Origin of the sequence: Photobacterium sp. MCCC 1A19761 (genome assembly GCF_037389125.1) — a bacterium.
Lineage (GTDB): Bacteria > Pseudomonadota > Gammaproteobacteria > Enterobacterales > Vibrionaceae > Photobacterium.
In genome coordinates this window covers 1-23611 of the sequence record NZ_JAZGTF010000023.1, presented here as the reverse complement: position 1 = coordinate 23611, position 23611 = coordinate 1, and the positions used below count along the sequence as shown (strand labels likewise).

Genomic DNA, 23611 nt, shown 5'->3' with positions numbered 1-23611 from the left:
GCAGATGGCATTTTCGAGAAAGCCCATTGGGTTTGCAATATGCGGACTCATCATCGCCGGAATTGTCAGCCTGTACACCGGCGTGAGTAATTTAGATACCGGACAGATCCTCGATGCTTTGCGCAACGGGGGAGAGCATGACTTTGTCGTGAATCACTACCGATTGCCGCGGATGGTCCTGGCGATGCTGGTTGGGGCCGGGCTCGGGTTGTCGGGTGTGTTGGTTCAGGGCGTGATCCGAAATCCGCTGGCTTCCCCGGACCTGATGGGGATCAGCGCCGGGGCAGGACTGGCTGCAACCGGCTTGCTTGTTTTTTATCCGCAGACGCCGCTCTGGTTACTGCCGGTGGCGGCGATCTCGGGCGGGTTATTGGCGGCGTTGATGATCTACGCGACGGCGATGCTGACACATCCGACACCCGCCCGCCTGGCACTGACGGGTGTGGCAATTAGTGCCTTTCTTTCCAGTGGGATCGATTTCCTCCTGATCGTTCACCCCATTGAAATTAACACCGCCATGGTCTGGCTGACCGGCAGTCTCTGGGGGCGAAACTGGCAACAATTTCCCCTGATTTTCATGGTGTTGTGCATCTTCATTCCGGTTGCGTGCTGGCTGGCGTGGCGCCTGGATGTGCTGGGAAGCGGTGAATCCATTGCCAGGGGACTGGGCGTGCATGTCACGCAGGTCCAGGGACTGGCTTTGATCGTGTCTGTGGTTCTGGCCAGTGTCAGTGTGTCGGTGGCCGGGACCATCAGCTTTGTCGGCTTGCTGTCTCCCCATCTGGCGCGCCTGTTAGTTGGGGGAAAACACGTAATGTTAATCCCGATGGCTGCTTTGATTGGCGCTTTACTGGTGTTGGTGAGTGACATCCTGGCAAGGGGGCTGATCCCGCCGACCGAGTTCCCGGCCGGGATTATCACGTCGGTGATCGGAGCGCCTTATTTTATTTATCTGTTATCACGGTATAAGGGGTGGTAATGCTGCAAGCGATGAATGTTACGGTCGGGTATGGCGAGAAGGCGATTCTCCAGCATCTGTCGGTGACGATCCCTCAGGGAAAAGTCACGGCGCTGATTGGCCCGAATGGTTGCGGAAAATCCACCTTGTTGAAAACGCTGTCCCGGGTTATCTCACCGTCATCCGGCCAGGTCCTGTTTGACAATCGCCCCTTGCACCGGTGGTCAACCAAAGCCATTGCCCGCCATCTCTCCCTGCTACCGCAGAACTTACACCACCCGGAAGGGATCACAGTTCGTCAGCTCGTTGAGTATGGACGAACCCCGTATGTGTCGCACTGGGGACGGCTGAAATCTGAGGACCGGCAGATGGTCGAGCAGGCGATGGTTCGAACCGGCGTTGATGAATTTCAACACACACTTCTCGATGGTCTGTCGGGCGGGCAGCGGCAGCGGGCATGGATCGCGATGATCCTGGCTCAGGATACGGACGTGGTGATGCTGGATGAGCCCACCACGTTTCTCGATCTCTCGCATCAGATTGAGCTGATGCAGATTATCCGTGACATGCAGGTCACCGGGAAAACGGTGATTGTGGTGCTGCACGATCTCAATCAGGCGGCCCGCTACTGCGATCACCTGGTTGTGCTGAAAAGCGGAACAATTGTCGCCGAAGGATCCCCTGAGACCATTATGACCCATCAGTTACTGGAGGATGTGTTCTCGGTGAAAGCCACCGTAATGGCTGATCCGGTGGCCGGGACCCCTTTGTGTGTCCCGTTATAGCAATACCGTTAAAGCGATATCGTTAAAGCAAGACCTTTATAACCATAAAAAGCTGCTGCCGGCAGCGACGTGTCATGGAAGCAATATGCGAGTGTCTGGCATTAACATGAAAGACGTAAATAGGATGAAAGCGTGTTGAATAAAAATCAGACGGCGTCCCATCGCCCAGTGAAATATTCGTTCCTTGCAGGGTCGGTTTTGTTGGCTCTGAATGCTCAAGCAACGGAATCCCTGTCAGCCGATGAGGTGATGGTGATCACTGGGAGCGTGATTGGTACATCTAGTCTCGAAGAAGTGAGAGATTATCCGGGGAACAGGACTGTGTTAACCCAGGATGAAATCAAAAAGTCGGGAACCTTATCGATCGACGGTGCGTTGCAGCGGGTTCCCGGGATTAAAATTCAGGATGAAACCGGAACTGGGGTGCTTCCGAACATTTCCGTCCGGGGCCTGAAAGCCAGCCGAAGCGGGCATGCGCAGTTTTTGATGGATGGTGTGCCGATGACCCTGGCACCATACGGTCATACTGGCCAGTCGATTTTCCCGTCCACCCTGAGCACATTAGATCGGATTGATGTGGTGCGCGGCGGTGCCGCCGTACAATATGGTCCCAATAACGTGGGTGGGGTGATCAACCTGGTGACCAAGCCAATCCCCCGGGACTGGGAAACAGAGATCGGCAATAAACTCACCGTGTTTGAAGGCGGCGACACCCCGCTCAATGATTTCTACCTGCGCACCGGTGGTCAGGTATCGGAGCAGTTTGCAATTCAGTTAGAAGGCAACTTCCTGAACGGCGATAGTTTCCGTGAACATACGGAGACGGATGTTCAGAATTTCCAGGTGAAAGTCGAGTGGTTTGTTGATGACCTGCAATCGGTGCAGGCTTTTGTGCAGCACTATGATGCGGAAACGGACATGCCCGGTGCTTTAACACCGGCGGACTATCAGGCCGATCGTCATCAGTCGACTCGTCCGTATGATTTCTTTGATGCCGAAACGACTCGATGGCATCTCCGTTATACCCGTGACCTGTCATCCTTGTCGTTTGCCGACCTGGCCGAAGCGGAAGTCTTGCTGTTTGGTCACCATGCTGAGCGTAACTTTATCTGGGGGTTCAACAGCGGTGCCGGGCACTGGGCTGATCCGGGAATTGAGTCGACCCACATCCGAACTTCACCGCGTAACTTTGATGTGTATGGCGTCGAACCGAAGATCAATTTCTATCTTGCCGGCAATGAAGTCAGCCAAAACTGGATTATCGGAACCCGCTTCGTCCATGAAGACATTGATTATCGCTTAACGCAGACGTCGATTGCCGATGGCAGTACGACGACCCCGCGTAACTGGCAGCTGAAAACCGATGCGTGGGCTGCATACATCAGTAATGAAATCGGCTTGATGCAGGATAGGCTGAAGCTGACCCCAGGACTGCGCTATGAATCCATTGATATGCAGTTTCATGATCTAGGCAAAAACACGAGCGACGATAATCAGGTCAGTGAACTGTTGCCGGGCCTGACCCTGGCTTACCACCTCACCGAAGAGTGGGTTGGCTATGCCAATGGTCAGCGTTCATTGCGGGCGCCGCAGATTGCCTATATTCGTGGCAAAGGCGAAGAAGGCATGGAGCTGGCGTGGAACTATGAGCTAGGCACCCGTTTCACCGGTGAAGAGTCGACCTTCAACATTGCACTCTATCGCATCGACTTTGAAGATCAGCTGCAATGGAATAGTGGTGAACAGTCGTTTGATAATATCGGGGAAACGCGTCACCAGGGACTCGAAGTAGAAGGCAGTTATTCGCCAAGTGCGTTGCCGGAGCTGTCGTTGCATCTGGCGTATAACTATCTGGATGCTGAACAGCGTGAAGGGAAATTTGCGGGAAACCGCTTGCCTTATACCTCAAAGCATCAGGTCATCTGGGATGCCAGCTATGATCTCCGTGGCTACGAAACAACGCTGTCGGGACTGTACTTCAGTGATGCCTTCAGTGACAACGCGAACACGACAGAGGAAGATGCCCGCGGGGCGAATGGTTTGATCCCGAGCTATACCGTGTGGAATTTGAATGTAGGTAAAGACGTGATCGCCAACGATACCGGGACGCTAAGGGTCAACCTGACCATGAACAACCTGTTCGATAAAGCATACTATTTCCGCGGGATTGATGTCAGTCCGGTCGGGCGCTATCCGGCCCCGGGACGCTCCTATAGTCTGGATCTGAACTACACCTTCTGAATCTGACTGAATCACCAGCCCCTTTTATCGTGATGGAAGGGGCTTTTTTCATCACACCTGTTTGCTGCGCCCATGGTGCAGGCGCGTGATAGCGTCTTTCTTATGAATAATTTTAGCTAAATTATTCCTCTTTATAACCAAATCCTATTTCATAGAGAGAATGGGTATTTTTCTTTCCCGAGTCGGATTTTCGATAATAACCCTTAGAGAGAAGGTATTGCCCGAGCCGGGCTGGGAAAGAAATGATGGGAAAATGGATTGCAGCCGTGCTGATGCTTGTAGTCGTGTCCGTAATGACCTCCGGGCTAGTCAGTGCATTGGCTGATTTGGCCGCTTTTTTGCTGCTGTTGTATGCGGTTGCGCGTCGGGCGATGACGCAAACCAAAGGCACAACCCCATCACGGGATGACGTTGGTACGTCGCAGGACAAAATCGATATTGCTCCGTAATTCACACAGTGAAGGCCCGGAACTGTACGTCTGGAGCTGAGTGTCCAGCGTTGATACTCATGGTCTTGATTGTATAGACCTGAGCGCACGGCCAGATGAAGTTATCCCAGATGAAGCTATCAAAAAAGCGAGTGGTAATCACCACTCGCTTTTTTGATGGGTGCCGATCCAACGGAGTCGATGTTGATGAAGAAACCGATGCCGATGAAAACGCAGCATCAGAAGAACTGGATGTATGCCAGTGAGCCGAGGCCGATGATCAGCCACAGCACGATCCCCAACAGGAGCGGCTGGAATCCGGCGGCCCGTAGTTTTTGTACCGTAATCCCGGAACCGATCAGGAACAAACACACCACCAGCACCCGTTTTGAAACCATGAAGATCTGATCGTACAGCGGTTGCAGGTCTGGTACCCAGTGCGCGAACAGGATGGCAGCGCAGTAAAATACAATGAAAAACGGAATGCCGATTTTTTTACTGTCACCTTTAAACAGTAGTGCGCTGAGAAAAGCGATGGGAATGATCCACAGCGCCCGGGCCAGCTTCAGTGTCGTGGCGGTTTTAAGAGCTTCATCGCCATAGGCACCGGCAGCGCCAACCACCGATGAGGTATCGTGAATGGCGATCGCAGCCCAGGTGCCGAAGGCGTGCTGGCTCATTTCCATCAGATGTCCGAGGGCCGGGAAAAGAAACAGCGCAACCGAGTTCAGCACGAAAACCGTTGCCAGCGCCAGCGAGGTTTGATCATCGCGGGCATTGATCGCCGGTGCGACGGCGGCGATGGCACTCCCGCCGCAAATGGCGGTTCCGGCGGCAATCAGGTGCCCGGTTTTCTTTTCAATTCGTAGCAGCTTGGTCAGCAGGTAGCCGATACCGAGTGTGCAGAAAATCGAACCCACCACTAATCCGAGGCCTTGTTGGCTGGCTTCAATCGCTTGATCGAGATGAATGCCGAATCCCAGGCCGATAATGGAGTAAGACAGTAACTTTTTGGTCAGGGCGGCCAGGTTGAACTGTGTCGGAACTAGGCCGAGGCTGGCAAGAATAAATCCCAGGATCAGGGCGACAGGCGAGCTGATGATGGGCAACAGGCAGACCAAGGCAATCAGATAAAAGCTGTAATCAGCAGCCCGTGAGCTTTTAAAAGTTTGATAAAGCGACATCATTCGCGAATGCACCATGGGGGAAAGAAAACTGTGTGCGCATTATACGAAGAAAATCACGTTAGATAGATTGAAATGTTTTGAAGGCAGGGTTAAGCAAAATTGAACACTTGCAGGAGGCCGTATTTGGGCTATTTCCTGACCCAAGTTCCGGCGGCGTTCTGGTAATAGTGTCCCGGATCGGTTTTTTGCACAGCTTTTTGGTAAGCCAGCCTGCCGACTTCTTCGGTGGTCAGGCCGTTGGAGACCGCAATGCGCTGATAATTGGCTTTGCGGATTTGGTTAACGGAGGCCACCAGTTGTCTGACTTCAGAGGTTGTTGCCGCTGTAACAGGGGCAATATAGCCCGTGTTGGCTTCACCCACCAAACCTTGATCTTTTGCCTGCTGGAGATCCAGGGCAAAGGCACTGACAGAAAAACAAAGTGCGAAAAAAAAGATCAGGATCTTTTTCATGGCAATCTCCCTGCCAACTCAGAATACTTCGTCGTCACTGAATAAATCATCGATTTCCTTATCAACTTTAATGCGGATCTCATGTTCAATTTTAACATTCAAATTAACTTCGATGGGTTTATCTGAGGCGGTGACCTGGACGGTCGGGGTGCAGGCAGGTAACACGCTCAACATTGCTATCATAGCAAGGAGTGCGAGTATGCTGGTTAGTTTAAGCTGAATATCCATGAGCGACGACCATTCTTAGCCTTCATCTTAAAAAAAAGCGCAATAACTGCTACTCATCTACACCAAGCTGCTTTAAAAATTGACTCTCCAGCTTAGATGAATTAATTGCATTCATAGTTCTTATTAGCGCTGGAATATCGTCTTCTATGTTCAGGTTGATATAAACAGGCTGACCCGATTGAAAGTCCGGGTTGGCCCCTTTAAACCGTGAACTGGCTTTTAATTTACCTTCTTTAGAATAGTCTACATCAACGGCCAGAGCGTCGAATTTATAATTTTTGAGAATCTGACTAATTCTGCTCAAACTTCCGCTTGCAACATTGCTATCGTTGGCCTCAGCCTGCGTTGTCTGATCGGCAGCAGCGTCGGGTTGATACCTGAGGACGCCGCCGGGATACCGGGAGTGCAGGCGTCCGTTCTGAATCACCGGCAGCCCATCCTGAATCGACAGGGGCAGCGTGCCATCCAGGATTCCGGAGAGCTCAAGGTTGTCGACGGCCAGCATTTCGACGAGCGTATTCAGATCCAAGTGCTGGATCTGAATGGGGATGCGGTCAATATTGCGCAGGTCGCGGCTGCTGACATTCCGGGTGCTGATGGTGCCTCCCAGCGTCCGGGTGCTGGCCCGATGCAGGGCGTACTGATGAAGGCCGGTATCAAATTCGGCTTGGGCGACAATATCTTCCAGTAACAATCCGGCATGAAGATATTCGGTGCGGATACTGAGCGGAAACTTGGAGCGTATTCCGTTCGGCGTGATTTCCGTGGTCAGCGATGTGTTGAAGTCCGCAAAATGAAACCCCTCGATGTGCCCTTGAAGGTGCTCTGTGAAGAGGCCCGCTTCACCGCGCAATTCCTGGTCATGCAGGTATAAATCGGCAAAAAAACTGAGGCTGCCACTGGTCAGGTCGGAATTGAGCGGCAGTAAAGGTAAGTAATGCTCCTTGAGGGATTGCCGGTGAGAAAAACGAAGATCGCGACGTTGTAACTGAATGTGCGTCCGTTTGCTCTGAAGCTGAGACGTCAGCGAAAACTGCATCAGCGGCGTTTGCCGGGCATTGGTCAGTGTGCCGGATAAGCGTGCCTGATCCGGTTGAAGTTGCAGGCGGCCGTGGCTTAGAAAAGGCGGGAAGCGCTGATTATTTTGCTGAAAGTTGAGCTGCGCCTGGTAATCCCCGGTGAACTCAGTGCGGCTGTCCTCAGTCTTGAATGATAACGGGGTCTGGAGCGTTAACGTTTGAAAACTGAGCTCGGCATCCCCCCGATATTTCTGAACGGGCAGTCGGCTTTTTTTCTTGGTGGTCTTGGTTTGAGGATCACCAATCAGTTTCTCGGCCGCATAGTCGGCGTTGAACAGGACTGGTGCTCCGGTGGTGAGCGTGAGTGTTGGCCCGCGTTCGGGCACAGCTTTGACGACAGCTTTGACGGATGGGGTCGCGGCAGGTGCCGTCGAGGGCGGCCAAGCCAGTTTAACCCTGAGCTCGTCATTTTTCAGTGTCAGGTCGTCAGCCTGGGCCCGGACGAAAGCGGCAGGTAATGGAGAGGACTCGACCCCGGGTAGGATCTGTATGGTGTCGGTTTGCAGCTGATTATTCCGCAGTTGCAAAGAGAGCGCGTGATTTTCCCACTGCATCGCAAGCTCGCTGGATAATTTGGTGGTGCCGAGTGTGACCGCATGTTGAGGCGACAAGGGGTTGGTGCTGGCCTGGAGACGGCTTTCTGCGTGACACTGTAGCGTATCAAGAGCGGCGTTCAGTGGCGTTGGTGACGAAGATGCGTCAAACCGGGAAGAACAGTCGATCTGGCGCAGCGATAACGTGGCCTGCCCAAGCTGATGGTGGCTGAGCGTTATCGGCGCGGTCATCTCAGCTATGTTGATGGCCAATTGCCGATCCTGATAACGGGCCGTCAGCTGCAGTTCACCGGCACTGTTGAGCGCGAGTTGCCGGACCCGGATCGGCTGGCCGGGTGGGATGTGTGGTGCATCAGCTTGGTTTCCCTCGGGCGGTGGTATCACCCAGGGAAGTTGAAGGGCAAATTTCCCTAACTGGATGTCCAGTTGCTTCGGCCAACTGAGTCGGAGCTGATAACTAGCATCGCTGATAACGTCGTTTGTCAGCGTTGGGGGCTGTAACTGGGTCAGTGTTAACGTCATGGGTTGATTCAGTTTGGCGTGCGGCAATCCGGTGAGTTGCAGGTTTTGGTTCAGGTGCCGGGTATCCTCGAGTTTGGCCTGACACTGAAGCGATGTGGGGAGCGGCAGCGTGGTTTGCACACGGGCCTCACAGGCCAGATGGGAACGCTCATCAGACAGCTCGGCCTGCAACAGGCTCTCCGAGTGCTCGTCAGTACTGAGTGTGAGCGTGATATCCAAGGGCGTGGGAGCCAGCACTTTGCCAATGATCTGAAGCAGAGGCTGATGCTGATTTTGAGGCTGAGACGAAGGCTCCGGGCGGGGAGACTCGGTTACTGGAGTATTCGCTATTTCAGGAGTCTTGTCTGTTACACGCTCGGTCACGGGGGCGTTCAGCTTGTCTTGTGGCGCTTGTTCAAGGTGTTGCGCATCGGGGAGGTTCAGGTGCAGCTGTGCCTGACTGAGCCAGTTGCCAAGGCGAAAATCGTCGATATTGATTTGACGAACCGGAGACTCGTTCAGGCGGCTCAACAAAGCCCCCAGGTGCAAGGCCGGCGAATCGGGCTGTGGCTGAGGCGCAAATTGGGGGAGCAAAGCCGGCTGGTCGAGATGCAACTGTGTTGCACTAAACGTGACCGTGTCACCAGGTTGGCTGAGGCTCATGGATAGAGACAGGTTGGTTCCGACCTGGGGAAACGCCGGGATCGCCGTCGGCCATTGCGGTGTGAGCTGGCGGATGTGTACTGACAGCGGGATTTGTGGGGTCAGCCAGCTCAGTGAGAAATTGGCATGATTGAACTGAAACGGATACACAGTGCGGTTTAGATCGCCGGGGATTGCCATGGCCAAATTCCCCTGGCCGATAAAGCCACTCAGAACCGGCTTGGGCTGGGTTGAAAGGACCAGATCGACCTGACGGAGCTGCTGCGTGATTGTTTGTATCTCAGCCGTTTGTTTTTCAGATCCTTGTTTATCAGAGCTTTGTTTTTCGGAGCTTTGCTTATCAGAGTTTTCTTTATCAGGTCTTTGCGTATTCGGCCCTTGCGTTTCAGTTTGAAGCGTCTCAGCACCGGGGGCGATCTGGTGTGTCGGCAAGGGAGTCGAGGTCAGCGTGGTTTTTATCTGCTCGGCATGCGCACTGAACAGATAGGGTTTGGAAAGATGAATAAAATGAAAAGCGGTATTGGTCAGGGTCAGGTTCCCCATCCGGATCCCTTGCTCAGCTAAGGGGCGAAGCACACTCGGTGCCAGCCGGACAGTGCTTCGGGCGGCAAACAGACGCCAGGAGACCTTGGAGATGGCGCTTTCCTGTTCAACAAAGTGCGCCAGAGAGAGTTGATGAAACGTCAGCTGGTTGCCCTGAATCGCAATCGACACTTCTTGAATCGCCAGCCCCTGCGCATTCAGACTAATGCCTGAAACGGCATTAATCTCGATCCCTTTACTGGCCAGCCAGGGGGGCAGGAACAGCGCCGGAATCACAATGAGCCCAAGCATCAAAAACAAGCCATATATAAACAGCTTCGTTTTTCGGCTGTATTTTTTTCTGGCTTTGCCGGTGACGGGAGTCTTCGGCGGTAATGATTGGTCTTCACTCATGAATACGGCAGCTCAAAGACTCTTCAGGTTGGGATAAAAAATGACCTCATGTCTTAAGCATAAACCGGAACTGAAAAAGTGGTGAAAATGAAGCACCTAGCCAGGCTGTTTGCTGGCTGCGGGGCAGGAAAGTCCCAATTCCGCTATTGCCGGGCATGGAAGGCGGGGCGGGTATTCTCTCTGCCAATGTTTTTTATTGTTTTTTTCTCCTCATTTGCCCGACAAATAAGAGGGCAGCTAAATTCGTATTGATAGAAAACACTGCATATTTAAATCGGGCTAGCAATAGATGCTGAATGTCCGATTATCCCGGGTTGATAAAGCATCAGAAAGCTGCGAGAAATTGGAAGGTTCAACACAGCAACACCAACACACAAACACCAACATAGCAACACAACAACTTCATAAAATAAAAATCATCAGGAAGTGATTATGACCGACATAGCAAACACACCGGCTCAGCCAATGCGGGGCCAGAAAATAAAGCAGTTTATTCAGTCGTTGGGGCCGGGGATCATGATGGCAACCGCAGCCGTTGGCGGCTCTCATCTGGTTGCCTCGACAAAAGCCGGGGCGATTTACGGCTGGCAACTGGCCGGCCTCATCCTGCTGGTGAACCTTTTAAAATATCCATTTTTTCGCGCCGGCGTCCAGTACACCATGGGAACGGGCAATAGCCTGATCCAGGGATACGACGGGCTGGGGCGCGGATACCTGTGGGTTTTTACCGGCCTGAGTCTGATCTCCGGTATCGTCAATACCGCGGCACTACTGCTGTTTAGTGCCAGTTTGCTGGGTTACTTCTTACCTGTGACCTTGTCACTGCCGGTGTTGTCGGGCATTGTGGCGGCTGCTTGTCTGGCGATTCTGCTGGCCGGACACTACAAAGCGCTGGACGGGCTGTCGAAAACGATTATGGCGGTGCTGGTGATTGCCACGCTGTCGGCGGTCGTGATTGCTGCCGGGAAAGGCGGAGTGGCTCCGGCGGACTTTGAAGCGCCGTCTCCCTGGAGTATCGCTTCGATTGGTTTTATCGTGGTTATGATGGGCTGGATGCCGGCACCGATTGAAATTTCCTGTCTGACATCGCTGTGGCTCAAGAGCCAGAAGAAAACGCAGCAAGTGACGGCACAATCGGCGCTGATGGATTTTAATGTCGGTTATATCGGGACGGCGATCCTGGCAGTGGTGTTCCTGGCGTTGGGCGCACTGGTGCTGCATGGCTCGGGGACGGAATTGAAAAGCTCCGGCATTGGCTTTTCCCATCAGCTGGTCGGCCTGTATGCCTCCACAATCGGGGAGTGGTCTCGCTATCTGATTGCCGTGATTGCTTTCTTTTGTATTTTCGGCAGTACTATCACGGTGATTGATGGTTACTCGCGGGCCCTGGCGGAATCGCAATTGCTGCTCCAGAAGAAACCGGTCGATCAACGTGGCTATCACAATGCCTGGATGCTGTTTGTGACTGCAGCAGCGCTGGCGATTATCCTATTCTTCAGCTCTGCACTGATGCCGATGCTGAACTTTGCCATGGTGCTGGCGTTTATGACCACCCCGGTATTTGCGTTGCTGAATTATCTGCTGGTGGCAAATACGGCGCTGCCGAAAGCGCTGCAATGGAGTCCGACCATGAAGTGGCTATCCTGGGTTGGGCTGACTTATCTGTTCGGTTTCCTGGCCGTGTTTGTCTGGTGGAAATGGCTGATGTAAGTGCCTGAGCCCGAGTCTGAGTCTGAGCCTGAGCAATAAAGCCTACTGTTCTTTCTAACGGAACAGCTTCACATCAAAGCCCTCGAAAATCGGGGGCTTTGTCGTATTGGGGCCAAAGCCAGGCGAGTGTGCGCTCAGAGGCCGATGCTTTGGCATTTGGCATTTGGCATTTGGCATCAGGCTTCTGGCATCTGCGTCGGGAGCGGCGAACTTCACCAACCAATTGGTGAAATTAACCGTAATACATGATGCTGATACAAAGCGTATCTATAAATCATTGAATTAATTAAATATAAAAGTTGGCATGTGAAGTGCAATGAGCTGCGTATCAAGATTCAATCACTGGATTAAGGAAGATACGCTATGAACAAAAGGCTAACGCTTGGTCTATTGCTGGTCACATTGTCATTCTCTGCCCAATGGGTTGCTGCAACCGAGCAACGCCATTTTTCCGGTTCGCAGCCGATGCTCGCCCAACACGCCAAAACGGAAATTACCCAATTGAAGATCAAGGTGCCGACAGGAAATGTCACGATTTTGAGTACGGAAAGTGACAGTGTGATGTATGAGGTCAACGTGAAAGAGGATCCTTCCAGTTGGTTTGGGGCTGATTTAGATGACTTGGTTCTGGAGCATAAAGTAGTTGGGCAGACGCTGTACCTGACGATTGACGAAGAGGATGTGTCGCAGCAGTGGACTGTGACCGTGCCGAAATCTCTCGCTTTGAGCGTTTGGCTGGGCGTGGGCAATGTTGAAGCCAGTGCATTGAGTCAGCCTTTTACCGCAGACATTGGCGTCGGCGCGGCCTGGCTTGCTGTGGATCCGGTCACGATTAGCCAGATTAATGCGGATGTCGCGGTCGGCGAAATCCAGGTCCTGGGACTGGATAGCGCTCGGGTGAAGTTAAAACGTCAGCTGGTGTCTGAGACCTTACGGTATACCGGTCAGGGCAATCACCCGGTGGCGATCCAGATTGGCGTGGGGGATGTGAACATCAGTCAGCATGCTGCTCCCGATGCCGCTCCTGATACTGTTGCCGTACTTTCTCAAAATCGTTCGCTTTCTCAAGAACATTCATATTTTTGAATAGAATTAAGGTCGAGTCAGAAAAATCTCGGGGTGAATACCTGAAAGTTTGAATCAATATGCAAGTGTCATAGGTGATGTTAGCTGCCATGCCCGGTGTGCAGACTGACGATAAATGGTGTTTTTTCATGGGAATAGCGCGTTGTTCTATGATACAAAGTGACATCGTTGCGTGAGCTTGTCAGCCGGGAGAACAAGTGAATAAATTATTATCGTTTGAAGCGCTGTTGGTACTGGATGCGATTGAACGTCGTGGCAGTTTTGCGGCGGCTTCAGAAGAGCTGGGGCGTGCGCCGTCTTCATTAAGTTACCAGGTACAGAAACTGGAGCAGGATTTGGATCTGGTGATTTTTGATCGCTCAGGCCATAAAGCGGCGTTTACCAAAGCCGGGCGCTTGCTCCTGGAGCGGGGACGCCTGCTGCTGACCGCGGCAGATGAAATGATATCTGATGCCAGCGCCCTGGCACATGGCTGGGAGCTGGATATCACCATTGCTTATGATGGCCTGATTCGGTTAGAGCACATGTTGTCCCTGGTTGAGGGGCTGGGGAAGAAAAGTAAAACCCGCCTTCGTTTTCAGGAGGAAATTCTGGCGGGGGGCTGGGAAGCGTTGGCCCAGGATCGTGCGGATCTGTTGATTGCTCCGGCACCCAGCGTGGCACCACCGGAAGTGAAGATTCAGCCGATTGGCAAATTGGACTTGGTGTGGGTGGCTCATCCGGATCATCCTATTCATCAGCATGAAGATCCTTTGGATCCGGCGGTCAGAAAACAATATCGCGGGATCGCCGTCGCTGATACGGCCCGGAACCTGCCGCCGCTGAGCCACAATATCCTCGATGATCAGCCGCTACTGACGGTGAGTTCTATGCATGACAAGCTGGTGGCCCTGAAAGCGGGCATGGGGATCGGCACGATGTCGGTTTGCTACGCTGAAGAGGCTATGAATCGCGGTGAGCTGGTGGTTATTGGGAACAATCCCGTGGTTGAAATGGACATTGTGCTGGCCTGGAATCGCAGCCGGATGGGGAAGGCCAAAACCTGGTGTATCCAGCATATTGAAACTTTGTGGAAAGGCAGCCTGAATCAACCGGCAAATGGATAAGGTTTGCGCCCGTTCAGCAATCATTGCTGAACGGGCGCAGTTGGGTCGCGGAATTATTTCAGCGGCAGCATCATTTCAACAATGCCGTCTTCCATCTGAATATCGATGCTAAAGCCGACTTTCTGCGCCAGCATGATCATGCCTCGGTTTGAAGGCATCGTCATGCCGGTCAGGCGCTCCAGACCCCGCTGGCGACAGTAGTCAATAATTTTGGTCATTAAGATCCGCCCCAGACCAACGCCTTTTAAGTCCGATCGCACCAGGATCGCAAATTCCGCTTCTTCATTTTCCGGATCCGAGAGTGCCCGTGTCACGCCAATGATCTCTTCTTCTTGCCGACCATCCAGCAAAGTGACTTGCCGGGTGGCGACAAATGCCATTTCGCGGTCGTAATCAATTTGGGTCAGATTGGCCAGCGCTTCGTGGTTAAATTCCCCGACATCGGAAAAGAAACGGCGATAGAGATCGTCAACCGAGACTTTGGAGATGAAGGCTTTATGCTTCGGTTCGTCTTCCGGCAAAATCGGCCGCAGCAGGATATCCGTACCGTCTTTTAACGCAACGTGTTGCTCATGTTCTTTCGGGTACGGACGAATTGCCAATCGGGTTTGTTTATCGCCGTCGAAGGGCTTGATGCTCATAGACGCATCGATCACGGTCATTTCTTCACCGGCCGCCAGTAGCGGGTGGATGTCGAAGCTCTCGATTTCCGGGCAGTCGATCACCAGTTGAGATATTTTAACCAGCAGCCGGCACAGGGCCGGGATATCGAGGCGCTCCGGAAAACTGCGCTGCTTCACTTTGCCGGTCTTGATGGCATTGATCACCATATAGCGCGCCAATGCCATGTTCAGCGGCGGCAGGGCCACGGCGGCATCTTTGTGGATATCCCATTCTCCGGCGTCTTCTCCCATAAAGATCACCGGGCCGAAAACGGCGTCGTGGTGCACGGAGATGCGCAGCTCCTGCGCGCCGGATCGGCTGGCCATTCGCTGCACCAGCAGGCCGTCGATGCGGGCGTTGGGGTAATTGAGGCTCACCCGATCCAAAATGGCCTGTGCACTGTTGGCAACTTCTGCTGCGGTACGCAGGTGCAGCATGACGCCGTGAATTTCGGATTTGTGGCGGATATCCGGAGAGCGCAGCTTGACCGCAACCGGATAGCCAATCTGTTCGGCGATGTGAGCTGCTTCAGCCGGATCGGTCGCGATCCAGGTCGGCAGTGTACTAAAGCCGTAACTTTCCAGAACCGGCCGGACTTCGTGAGTTTCGAGATGTGAAATCCCTTGGGCAAGCAGGTGGTTTAATACATCGTGAACATGGCGCGGGTTCGCGTCTGTTTCCCCGTAGGACACCGGTGTTTCCATCAGTTGCTTCTGGTTGCGTCGGTATTCGACCAGGTGCATGAAGGCCGAGACGGCGCTTTCCGGAGTTCGGTAGGCCGGAAATCCGGCTTCGGTGAAAATACGCCGCGACCGAACCGCTTCGTTTTCACCAGCCCAGTTAGTGAGAATATTGAACCGCTTGGTCCGGGGATGAGACTGCAGGACATGGGTGAGCCGTTTGGCGGCTTCATTGCCGGGTGCAATCGCAGAAGGCGAATGCATGATCAGCAGGGCATCAAAGTCATCACTGTCGAGCAGGATACGAATGGCTTTCTCATAGCGGCTGATATCGGCATCGCCAATGATATCGATGGGGTTGGCCTGAGACCAACATGCCGGCAATACTTCGGATAATTTTTCGATGGTTTCCTGGCTCAGGGTCGCCAGTTTTCCCCCGCGCTCGGCCATGGCATCGACCGCCATCACGGCCGGGCCGCCGCCATTGGTCAGGATCGCCAGTCGTTCGCCCCGCAGCGGAACTGAATGGGCCAGGGTTTCAACTGCGGCAAAGAGCTCGTGGGTATTATGCACCCGCAGCATCCCGGCGCGTCGTATGGCGGCGTCATACACGCCGTCCAATCCGATTTCGCCACCGGTATGCAAATGGGCCGCCGCACTGCCAGCCCGGGTTCGGCCGCTTTTTAGCACCAGGATCCGCCGGTTGCGAGCCGCGGCTCGGGCGGCTGACATGAACCGGCGCGCATCTTTAATCGAATCGACGTAGAGCAGAATGGCTTCGGTTTTGCTGTCCCGGCAGAGAGAGTCGAGCAACTCGGCGAAATTGATATCGCAGGCATCGCCCAGCGACAGGAAGGTCGAAAAGCCGATGCTTTTGTTCTTGGCCCAATCCAGGATGGTGGTACACACCGCCGCAGACTGGGAAATAAAAGCAATCTTACCCTGATTGGCCGCCACCGGAGAAAATGAAGCGTTCAGGTTCAGCCAGGGCAGGATCAATCCCATACTGTTCGGGCCGACCAGGCGCATACCGTACTTCCGGGCCGTTGCAAACATCCGGTCTTCTTCTGTGTCGCTCTGGCCCGGAAAGACTGTGTTCATGCCGGCCGCTAAAACAATGGCAACTTTGACGCCTTTTTCGCCGAGCTGACGGATGATCTCGACATTGCGGTGTGCGTTGGTGCAGACAATGGCCAAATCCGGAATTCTGGGCAAGCTGTCGATGGTCGGGTAAGCCAGCACCCCGGCCACGGCATCGTATTTCGGGGTGACCGGCATGATGGGGCCATGAAAGCTGCCGGCCAGGAGGTTGCGGATCACAATGTTCCCGGCCCGGTTGGGATTATCCGAAGCGCCGATAACCGTTACTGATTTCGGCTTGAGCAGTTTGTCCAGTCCTTCCATAGCATCACCTGCGAGATTTAAACGCTTTTCAAGAGTTTAACGGATCGCTTCCGGAGTTTCTGACTAAAGTGTAAGTGCTGTGATCCAATCCATAGCAATCGGGTGCAGGAGGTGAGGCGGCATGCGGGGCGAGCTTTTGAGGCTTGGGCAGGGTCGCATCCAGCGGGCAGAATACCGGACATCCTGTGACACATGGCGAATAGTGATTGATTTTACTTGAACTTGTTCTTGATTGCGTGGAGGAGCAACGGCAGAATGAAGTCAGATTTACTATTTGGCAGAGTTAGAATGAAAAAAGTTGCAGTGTTTGCCGTTGTCGCGGCATTAGCCGGGTGTGCATCAGACAGTGAAACCCTTGAAATTGTCAGTGCATCCTCTGAAGAGATTTACACTGCTGAACAGCTGCAGTCGCTTTCGTTGGCATCTGGGGCGAAACATCAACAAGCGGCAGTCGCATTGGAAGAAAACGTTGTTGTCGATCAGCCGGTATCTCCGACGCTGGTTGCAACGCCAGAGCCGACGTCAAGCCAACCTGAAACCGTAAAACCGGCTATGATTGCGAAAGCTGAACCTGCCGTAAAAGCTGAGCCGAAACCGGCCGCCGCGAAGAAACCAACGTATCATTACGCGCAGGAAAAAACGGATGGTTACACCATTCAGGTACTGGCGCTCAGCCATAACAAAGGCTTTCAGCCTTACCTGAACAAACTACCGTCGAACCAACCGGTTTGGATGAACCAGAAACAAGTTCAGGGGCTGCCTTGGTACACGCTGTTGTACGGGCATTTTGAAACGCGCCAACAGGCCGAGCAAGCCCTGAAGAACTTACCGAACGATGTGAAGGCCTATGGTCCTTTCATCCGCAGCCTGGCCAAGATTAAATCATCGACCACGCCGAAGATGACAAAACTCAACTAAGTCCGATAAAAAAGAGAGCGAAAGCTCTCTTTTTTGCTTTCTGAAGCCGCTGCAGTCACCCGTCGGAAGGGCTGAAGGTCAATCACTCAAAGAATTTATGAACCCGAATGTAAGGTTCATTGAACCCTCATTGCAGATTTAATAACCATAAAATGTCAAATTGTTGAAATTTTTCGTTATAACCTGCATTCCTGGCTGTCATTCAGTGCTTTTTTGATTACCATTGCCGAAGACATGACGATTGAGTGCCGGGTGTGCCAGCGCGCTTTGCAATAATCAAGACGACTGATCAACGAATGTTTATCAGTGATGTAGACCAAGGGATGATAATGAGCTCTATCCACGTATTATTACTGTGTGGCGGCGGAGGTGCCGAGCACGAAATTTCTCTGATTTCAGCAAACTTCCTGGAGCAGCAGTTACAAATGCTTGAGGGCATTTCGTATACTCGTGTTGAAATGAAGCAGGACGGCTGGTTTGATCAACAGGGCAAGCCGTGCCAGCTCAACCTTGATCGCACGTTACAAACTGAAGCCGGAAAGCTTGAGGTGAACTATGTGATCCCTTGTATCCATGGTTATCCGGGCGAAACCGGTGACCTGCAGTCTTTCCTGACCATTGCCAAACTGCCGTATTTCGGTTGTGACGCGCAGGCCAGCACTAGCTGTTTCAACAAGATCACCACCAAGCTGTGGTTTGATGCGTTAGACATTCCCAATACCCCATACATTTTCCTGAGTGAAAACGATGCTGAATCTCACGCCAAAGCCGAAGCGGCACTGGTGCAATGGGGGAAGGTATTTGTGAAGGCTGCCTGCCAGGGCTCCTCAGTAGGATGCTATAAAGCGACCACGCCGACTGAGCTGGCTGAGGCCATCAATCAGGCGTTCACGTTTTCTGATCAGGTGCTGGTCGAAAAAGCGATTAAGCCTCGCGAACTGGAAATTGCTGCCTACGAGTATGGCAATGAGCTGGTGATCACCAAGCCTGGTGAAGTTAGCTGCCCGGATGACAAGTTCTATACCTACGAAGAAAAATACAGCTCGGATAGTCATTCAACAACTTCTGTTGAAGCCGGCGGGCTGACGGAAGAGCAAGTCGCGCAAATCCGTGGCTATGCCCGGAAGGCCTTCGTTCAGATGAAGCTGAAAGATCTGTCACGCATTGATTTCTTCCTGAGCGAAGATAACGAAATCTTGCTGAATGAAATCAATACCTTCCCAGGGATGACGCCGATCTCGATGTTCCCGCAGATGCTCAAGCACCATGGCCATCAGTTCCATGTCTTTCTGGAACAAGCCATCAAGTCAGCAGCCGTGTAATTTGTCGCTGGAAGGTCAGGGACCTTCCAGCGTGTGGCGATTCTTTGCGTGAGTGTAATACTGGTTATAGATGCAAAAAAGGATGAACATGCTGTCAGAGAAGCAAAAACGGGAACGTTTCATCGCTTTGCGCGCGCGCAACTATCGGGCAAGCCTGCAACTTGAAGGGTTCGATGTGGAGCCGACCAGGGGGGATGCTGATTCTGATCCTATACCTGAAGCCGCCAGAATCACCAGACTGAAAGAGCACTATGCGAGATAAATATGGGGTAACACAGGACCCTGATTGTTATCCCGACAGCCAGGTCCTGAAAAATCTGTTATCCATCCGGGATGAAGATGAGCTGGAACGCGCCGAGCGGGATTTTACCCGAGTCAGGGCCGAACATTTTGAACCTGAGTTTGGCCTGTTCAATCTGGCGTATCTGCAGAAAATCCATCGCACTTTGTTTCAGGACCTCTACCCGTGGGCCGGTCAGATCCGCCAGGTCGACATCACCAAAGGGCAAACCCGGTTCTGCCATATGCAGAACATTACACGGGAAGCCGAGCGTTTATTCCAGGAGCTGGCTGACGAGGATTATCTCTGCGGGCTTTCCTTTCCGCACTTCATTCCGCGTATTGCGCATTATTACTGTGAACTCAATATTATCCATCCGTTTCGTGAAGGGAACGGTCGGGTGCAGCGGATATTTTTTGAAATTCTGGCCATTAATGCCGGTTACGAGGTGTGCTGGGAAGGCATCAATCTCAAAGAATGGGTCGATGCCAATCAAATGGGCTATTTCGGTGAGCTGAAGCCGCTCGAAAAACTCTTTGAACGGATCACGGTGCCGATTGACTTTCGTCATGGCCCAGGAGAACACTGGACCGACAGCCCGAAATAGGGTGCTAACTGCTACACTAATGCACTATAACTTTTTATTTCATACAACCAACACCATCCATCCCACACAAAAATACACTATTTCTCCCAGGGCTTAGGTTTCACATATTTCGCAATTTCCTGGTCATGACGGTCCGTCTGGCCGACATACTGCGCTGGCATCGCCGGACTTTTCCAACGTCCTTGCTCCTGAATATCTGAGATCGATGCACCGGAGTCTGCTAAATCCTGTGCAGCACCAACCCGTGGGGACTGTCCTGAAAACAGAGCGCTAGAGGATAAACCCAACTCATCACTGGCCCGGCGAAAGACCCGGTAGACTGAGGAATGATCCATCGGCAGCTCGCCCAGATTGCTATGGCGGTCGATCCGACGAAACACGTATCCATCCGCGAGCATGCCGGCAACGAGCCAGCGTTGCAGCGCTTTCGAGGCGATGGAACTGAGGGCGATGCGGGTATCATTGACTTCGATGATGATGAGCCCGTTGGGTTGAATATCAAGCGTATCCACCGTGAGGGCAGCCAGTTCACTGCGCTTGAGCATCGCTTCAAAAGCAACAGCCCAAATGGCGACATCTCGAATATCTTTCAGCTTGCTTGAACACTCGAATTTGTCGAGCAGCCGTTGTAAATGGCTATCCCGAAAGGCTGCGGCATTCTTATAGTCATCATGCTTTTCAAGCTGCTGCTTTTGCATCGCCATGCGCACTTCACTTTGTGCGCATGGATCTGGTAACTGATGACAGCGGTGAACCAGCGATATCGTGACCATGTAACGTTTTAAACTGGCCAGTTTCCGGTGGCGAGCCATCTGTTCGATATAGCGGTGAACTGTATCGGCTTTGGCGGGGAGTGGGCTCACATGATGTTCAGCACAGAAGCTGAGGAAATTATGCCAATCGTTTTTAAAGGCAACTAAGGTATTACGCGCATACTGGTTTCGGGTCAGCGATTGCCAAGGGTCCAGCGATGCTATGGGGCACCTGAATTGATCAATACTGTGTTGGCACTGGTTTGGGTCATCGATCGGCTGAATGCGTTTTGCCATTGGTTACATTTCTTATCTAATGCACTATAACTAAAAAACTAGCACAACAATAAAATAATCCACAGAAAAATATTATAAGAATCACATCATTCATAATTTTATCTACTTATCAGCAAGACAAATCGGCTGGAGAATGCTTCAATAGAGTGAAGGATGACATTTATTTTGTAACAACAATTGTTCGGTCACGAAGTACTTGATTTTGCTTAAGCTGTGAACAATTTTTAGCTCAAGGTAGCTGAGAGGCGTTAATGAAGAAAAGACTATTCCATCGCGGGCATAATATTGAAAACGCCACAGGCGCCCCTGATGGCTGGAAGACCAGTATCAATGGCCAACCTATTGAAAACAAACTGACCCTGGTCAAGAAAAGTATTGATTGGTGGTGTGATATGAAAACCTTCATGCCACCTGAAAAATTTGCCAGTACCGGCCTCAAGCAGCAGCCTGCTGAACAGAAAGTCGAAGAGTATCGAGGCTTTAAACTGATGAATGACAACGGCCGACCGAACGAATGGTATGTCATTCTACGCGGGCGATTGTTTAAAGGCTCCCCGGCAGCACTGAAAAAACACCTGGACGCTGTGATTGAGAAGATGAAACAGCATAAATAGGTGAGGGTGCCGAAATGCAAAACGCCCGGAGGTCGGGCGTTTTGTTGTTGAGGGATAAAGTTTGGCGATTAATCATCTTCATCTTTTTTATCGACATCAACCAGATAGTCTTCGCTGAGCCAGTTTCTGCCAATCAACAGCTTATATTCCAGCTTCCCGCGATCCCGAAGGTTCACCGAAACCCGCTTATGTTCTCCATTCCAGCCTAAGTCCATTTTGACTGCATATCGGCGCTCAACACCTTGCGCATTACGTATCTTGCTGACTTTGATGATTTTTGCTTTGTATGTCGCCTTTTCACCTTTCTCATTGAAGGTTGTGAATTCAACCATGTCACCTAAATGATCACGCATATTGTCGCTATCACTATCTTCGCCCGTGACCTTGAGATCAATGGCATGGATTGATGTGGTCTTTGCACCTGTGTCGATCCGCGCCTTGTAATCCAAATCCAGTTCATGAACTTTAATCGTCTCAACCTGACCAACGATTGAACGATTCGCGCAATCTGCACCTTTCGCCAAAGCAAGGCCGGCATCAGTGACAGAGAACAGGAAGAGTGCGGTTAGCAGAAGCTTTTTCACAGAGACTCCTAATTACATCTTGCTTGTGAATGACTGTAGACAAACAATCAGAGCGTTTGTGCTTACTATACCAATCGTCCGTGGGGTCGTATCAAATTCTAGTTAAAATTCAGAATCTTTCGAATGCTCTCTAAACAGGATGGCGTTTGAGTGAACAAAATGGTCTGAAATCCAAGGGCTTGGGCCACTTCGATATTCACAGGCGTATCATCTATAAACAGGGTGTCCCCCGGAACCAGGTTGTATTGCTGGCTCAAACGATGAAAAATTTCAGGCTCCGGTTTCACCATCAACTCATTCGCAGAAACAATCCCGCCAAGAAACAAAGACATGAAGCTATTGCGCTCACTCAGGGTTTCAAAAAAAGCCTGATTCATATTAGTTAGGTAATAAACCGCATAATGATAGTCAGTGATTTGATATAACAGGGCCTCAGTTTCCTGGATTTTGACTAAGCTATCTACGACATGGGTAAGAAAATCTTCAATGCGGTCTTCAGAAATACCTGTTCTGGCGGCAAATTTAGGGATGCTCTCGGCCAGCAGCATTGTACCGCGGTCGAGCGACAACCAGTCGGGATGACGGAGAATATCTTTCAGTAAAAGGCTCCGTTCGTCGGCAGAGCTGGTGAAGGATTCAACGATTGCCTGTGGCCGCCACTCAAAAAGCACGCCGCCGAAGTCGAAGACTACGTTTCGAATCATATCTGTTTCCGTTTCAAGGCTATTTATTGATAATATTTGGTGACTGGTGATCTGCAAGGTGGAACCTGAGAGTTACTACCAGGGTCACAAATCCAAGAAAATAGACGAGATTTATCCGAATGAATGATAACAGCCGCTTAGTATTTTCAACTGAATCCGGTCGAATCAAGGAAGAAAAACAAGCGCCGGAGAGGCCCAAAGGTGACGGTATTGTTCGCATCCAGCGCCAGACCAAAGGCCGCAAAGGTAAAGGCGTTTGCATTGTCACGGGTTTGGATCTGGAAGATGCACAACTCAAGTTACTGGCTGCGGAGCTGAAAAAAGTGTGCGGCTGTGGCGGCTCGGTAAAAGACGGTACGATCGAAATCCAGGGCGACAAACGAGATGTGATTAAAGCCACGCTGGAGAAAAAAGGCCATACCGTAAAACTGGCAGGCGGCTAATCGATACAAACAGCTTGAGGCAACTCAAGCTGTTTCTTTTTCTGCACCTGAAGGCTCTGGACGTTCTGGTAATTACAGCCAGTTTTGAAACGCCAGGCAAACTGACCATTTGCAGCAGGGTTTAAAAATAGGTGTTAATTACCTATTTTATGGTAAATAGCGAATACTGTTAAATTGCTTCCTTTTTTGACAAGTGCACCTCAAAGCGGAGAGGCGATAATGAATGGGATTGGATGTGGAAAGTTATCAGATTTCATTCTCCTGCACACCTTATTTAACATAATCCATATAATGCGCACTGAATTGTAAGATCCAATTAGAAGTGTCAGGTTTGAGCCAGTTAGAAATGTCATGTTGAACTAACTTCAGAGCACTCTTTTCTAGCGAGTTATCTGGAGTCAATGAGATGTTGCTGACCATGACTGATGA

Annotated in this window: 21 protein-coding genes; 13 read left to right on the top strand and 8 right to left on the bottom strand. The window is 51.7% G+C overall.

The annotated features are described in order from the left end of the window. Window positions 1-4: 4 nt before the first annotated feature. The 4 genes from VV869_RS18130 (at window position 5) to VV869_RS18115 (ending at window position 4433) form a co-directional block, all read left to right on the top strand. A complete protein-coding gene (locus VV869_RS18130; RefSeq protein WP_443147339.1) occupies window positions 5-979 on the top strand; it encodes an iron chelate uptake ABC transporter family permease subunit in 975 nt (324 codons plus the stop codon). Then, window positions 979-1743, top strand: a complete 765-nt coding sequence (gene fecE / locus VV869_RS18125; protein ID WP_337736319.1) for a Fe(3+) dicitrate ABC transporter ATP-binding protein FecE — start codon at window positions 979-981, stop codon at window positions 1741-1743. Before VV869_RS18130 ends, fecE begins: the two co-directional genes overlap by 1 nt. A 198-nt stretch (window positions 1744-1941) precedes the next feature. Then, on the top strand, window positions 1942-3984 hold the full coding sequence (locus VV869_RS18120; protein ID WP_443147338.1) for a TonB-dependent receptor family protein: 2043 nt from the start codon (window positions 1942-1944) through the stop codon (window positions 3982-3984). Window positions 3985-4226: 242 nt separating this feature from the next. Then, complete coding sequence (locus tag VV869_RS18115; protein ID WP_337736318.1) at window positions 4227-4433, top strand: hypothetical protein; 207 nt, start codon at window positions 4227-4229, stop codon at window positions 4431-4433. A 218-nt stretch (window positions 4434-4651) separates the two neighbouring features. On the opposite strand, the gene VV869_RS18110 is transcribed toward VV869_RS18115, so the two are convergent. The 4 genes from VV869_RS18110 to VV869_RS18095 form a co-directional block, all read right to left on the bottom strand. Next, window positions 4652-5596, bottom strand: coding sequence for a YeiH family protein (locus VV869_RS18110; protein ID WP_337736431.1), 945 nt, complete (start codon window positions 5594-5596; stop codon window positions 4652-4654). Window positions 5597-5727: 131 nt separating this feature from the next. Continuing rightward, complete coding sequence (locus VV869_RS18105; protein WP_337736317.1) at window positions 5728-6051, bottom strand: YdbL family protein; 324 nt, start codon at window positions 6049-6051, stop codon at window positions 5728-5730. An 18-nt stretch (window positions 6052-6069) separates the two neighbouring features. Then, window positions 6070-6279, bottom strand: coding sequence for a YnbE family lipoprotein (locus VV869_RS18100; protein ID WP_337736316.1), 210 nt, complete (start codon window positions 6277-6279; stop codon window positions 6070-6072). 49 nt (window positions 6280-6328) lie between these two features. Then, window positions 6329-9910: an intermembrane phospholipid transport protein YdbH family protein gene (locus VV869_RS18095; RefSeq protein ID WP_337736315.1), complete on the bottom strand. Its 3582-nt coding sequence runs from the start codon at window positions 9908-9910 to the stop codon at window positions 6329-6331. Window positions 9911-10444: 534 nt separating this feature from the next. On the opposite strand from VV869_RS18095, the gene VV869_RS18090 reads away from it, so the two are divergent. The 3 genes from VV869_RS18090 (at window position 10445) to VV869_RS18080 (ending at window position 13914) form a co-directional block, all read left to right on the top strand. Beyond that, window positions 10445-11722: an NRAMP family divalent metal transporter gene (locus tag VV869_RS18090; RefSeq protein WP_443147336.1), complete on the top strand. Its 1278-nt coding sequence runs from the start codon at window positions 10445-10447 to the stop codon at window positions 11720-11722. 363 nt (window positions 11723-12085) lie between these two features. Continuing rightward, window positions 12086-12808 (top strand): hypothetical protein, encoded by a 723-nt coding sequence (locus VV869_RS18085; RefSeq protein WP_337736314.1) that lies wholly within the window; start codon window positions 12086-12088, stop codon window positions 12806-12808. A 197-nt stretch (window positions 12809-13005) separates the two neighbouring features. Then, the gene (locus VV869_RS18080) at window positions 13006-13914 is read left to right on the top strand and encodes a LysR family transcriptional regulator (protein ID WP_337736313.1); all 909 of its coding nucleotides are present in this window, start codon (window positions 13006-13008) and stop codon (window positions 13912-13914) included. Between the two features lie 53 nt (window positions 13915-13967). On the opposite strand, the gene VV869_RS18075 is transcribed toward VV869_RS18080, so the two are convergent. Then, window positions 13968-16661, bottom strand: coding sequence for a bifunctional acetate--CoA ligase family protein/GNAT family N-acetyltransferase (locus VV869_RS18075; protein WP_337736312.1), 2694 nt, complete (start codon window positions 16659-16661; stop codon window positions 13968-13970). A gap of 288 nt (window positions 16662-16949) precedes the next feature. On the opposite strand from VV869_RS18075, the gene VV869_RS18070 reads away from it, so the two are divergent. From VV869_RS18070 to VV869_RS18055, 4 genes are all read left to right on the top strand, one after another. Beyond that, window positions 16950-17579 (top strand): SPOR domain-containing protein, encoded by a 630-nt coding sequence (locus VV869_RS18070; protein WP_337736311.1) that lies wholly within the window; start codon window positions 16950-16952, stop codon window positions 17577-17579. A 329-nt stretch (window positions 17580-17908) separates the two neighbouring features. Continuing rightward, on the top strand, window positions 17909-18901 hold the full coding sequence (locus VV869_RS18065) for a D-alanine--D-alanine ligase (RefSeq protein WP_337736310.1): 993 nt from the start codon (window positions 17909-17911) through the stop codon (window positions 18899-18901). Between the two features lie 88 nt (window positions 18902-18989). Then, window positions 18990-19163 carry a YhfG family protein gene (locus VV869_RS18060; RefSeq protein ID WP_337736309.1) on the top strand — a complete coding sequence of 58 codons (174 nt, stop codon included), beginning with the start codon at window positions 18990-18992 and terminating at the stop codon, window positions 19161-19163. Beyond that, window positions 19153-19788, top strand: coding sequence for a putative adenosine monophosphate-protein transferase Fic (locus VV869_RS18055; protein WP_337736308.1), 636 nt, complete (start codon window positions 19153-19155; stop codon window positions 19786-19788). The genes VV869_RS18060 and VV869_RS18055 overlap by 11 nt, the downstream gene beginning before the upstream one ends. A gap of 77 nt (window positions 19789-19865) precedes the next feature. Here the strand turns inward: VV869_RS18055 and VV869_RS18050 are convergent, their stop codons facing one another. Beyond that, entirely contained in the window at window positions 19866-20837 is a 972-nt protein-coding gene (locus tag VV869_RS18050; RefSeq protein WP_337736307.1) for a tyrosine-type recombinase/integrase, read from the bottom strand. Window positions 20838-21088: 251 nt separating this feature from the next. On the opposite strand from VV869_RS18050, the gene VV869_RS18045 reads away from it, so the two are divergent. Then, window positions 21089-21451 carry a DUF3319 domain-containing protein gene (locus VV869_RS18045; RefSeq protein ID WP_337736306.1) on the top strand — a complete coding sequence of 121 codons (363 nt, stop codon included), beginning with the start codon at window positions 21089-21091 and terminating at the stop codon, window positions 21449-21451. A 68-nt stretch (window positions 21452-21519) separates the two neighbouring features. Here VV869_RS18045 and VV869_RS18040 read toward each other — a convergent pair whose 3' ends face one another. Continuing rightward, on the bottom strand, window positions 21520-22035 hold the full coding sequence (locus tag VV869_RS18040) for an ATP-dependent zinc protease family protein (RefSeq protein ID WP_337736305.1): 516 nt from the start codon (window positions 22033-22035) through the stop codon (window positions 21520-21522). A gap of 98 nt (window positions 22036-22133) precedes the next feature. Then, window positions 22134-22739, bottom strand: coding sequence for an HAD family hydrolase (locus VV869_RS18035; protein WP_337736304.1), 606 nt, complete (start codon window positions 22737-22739; stop codon window positions 22134-22136). Between the two features lie 119 nt (window positions 22740-22858). Between VV869_RS18035 and yciH the strand changes: the two genes are divergently transcribed. Next, on the top strand, window positions 22859-23182 hold the full coding sequence (yciH, locus tag VV869_RS18030) for a stress response translation initiation inhibitor YciH (RefSeq protein ID WP_337736303.1): 324 nt from the start codon (window positions 22859-22861) through the stop codon (window positions 23180-23182). Window positions 23183-23611 lie beyond the last annotated feature (429 nt).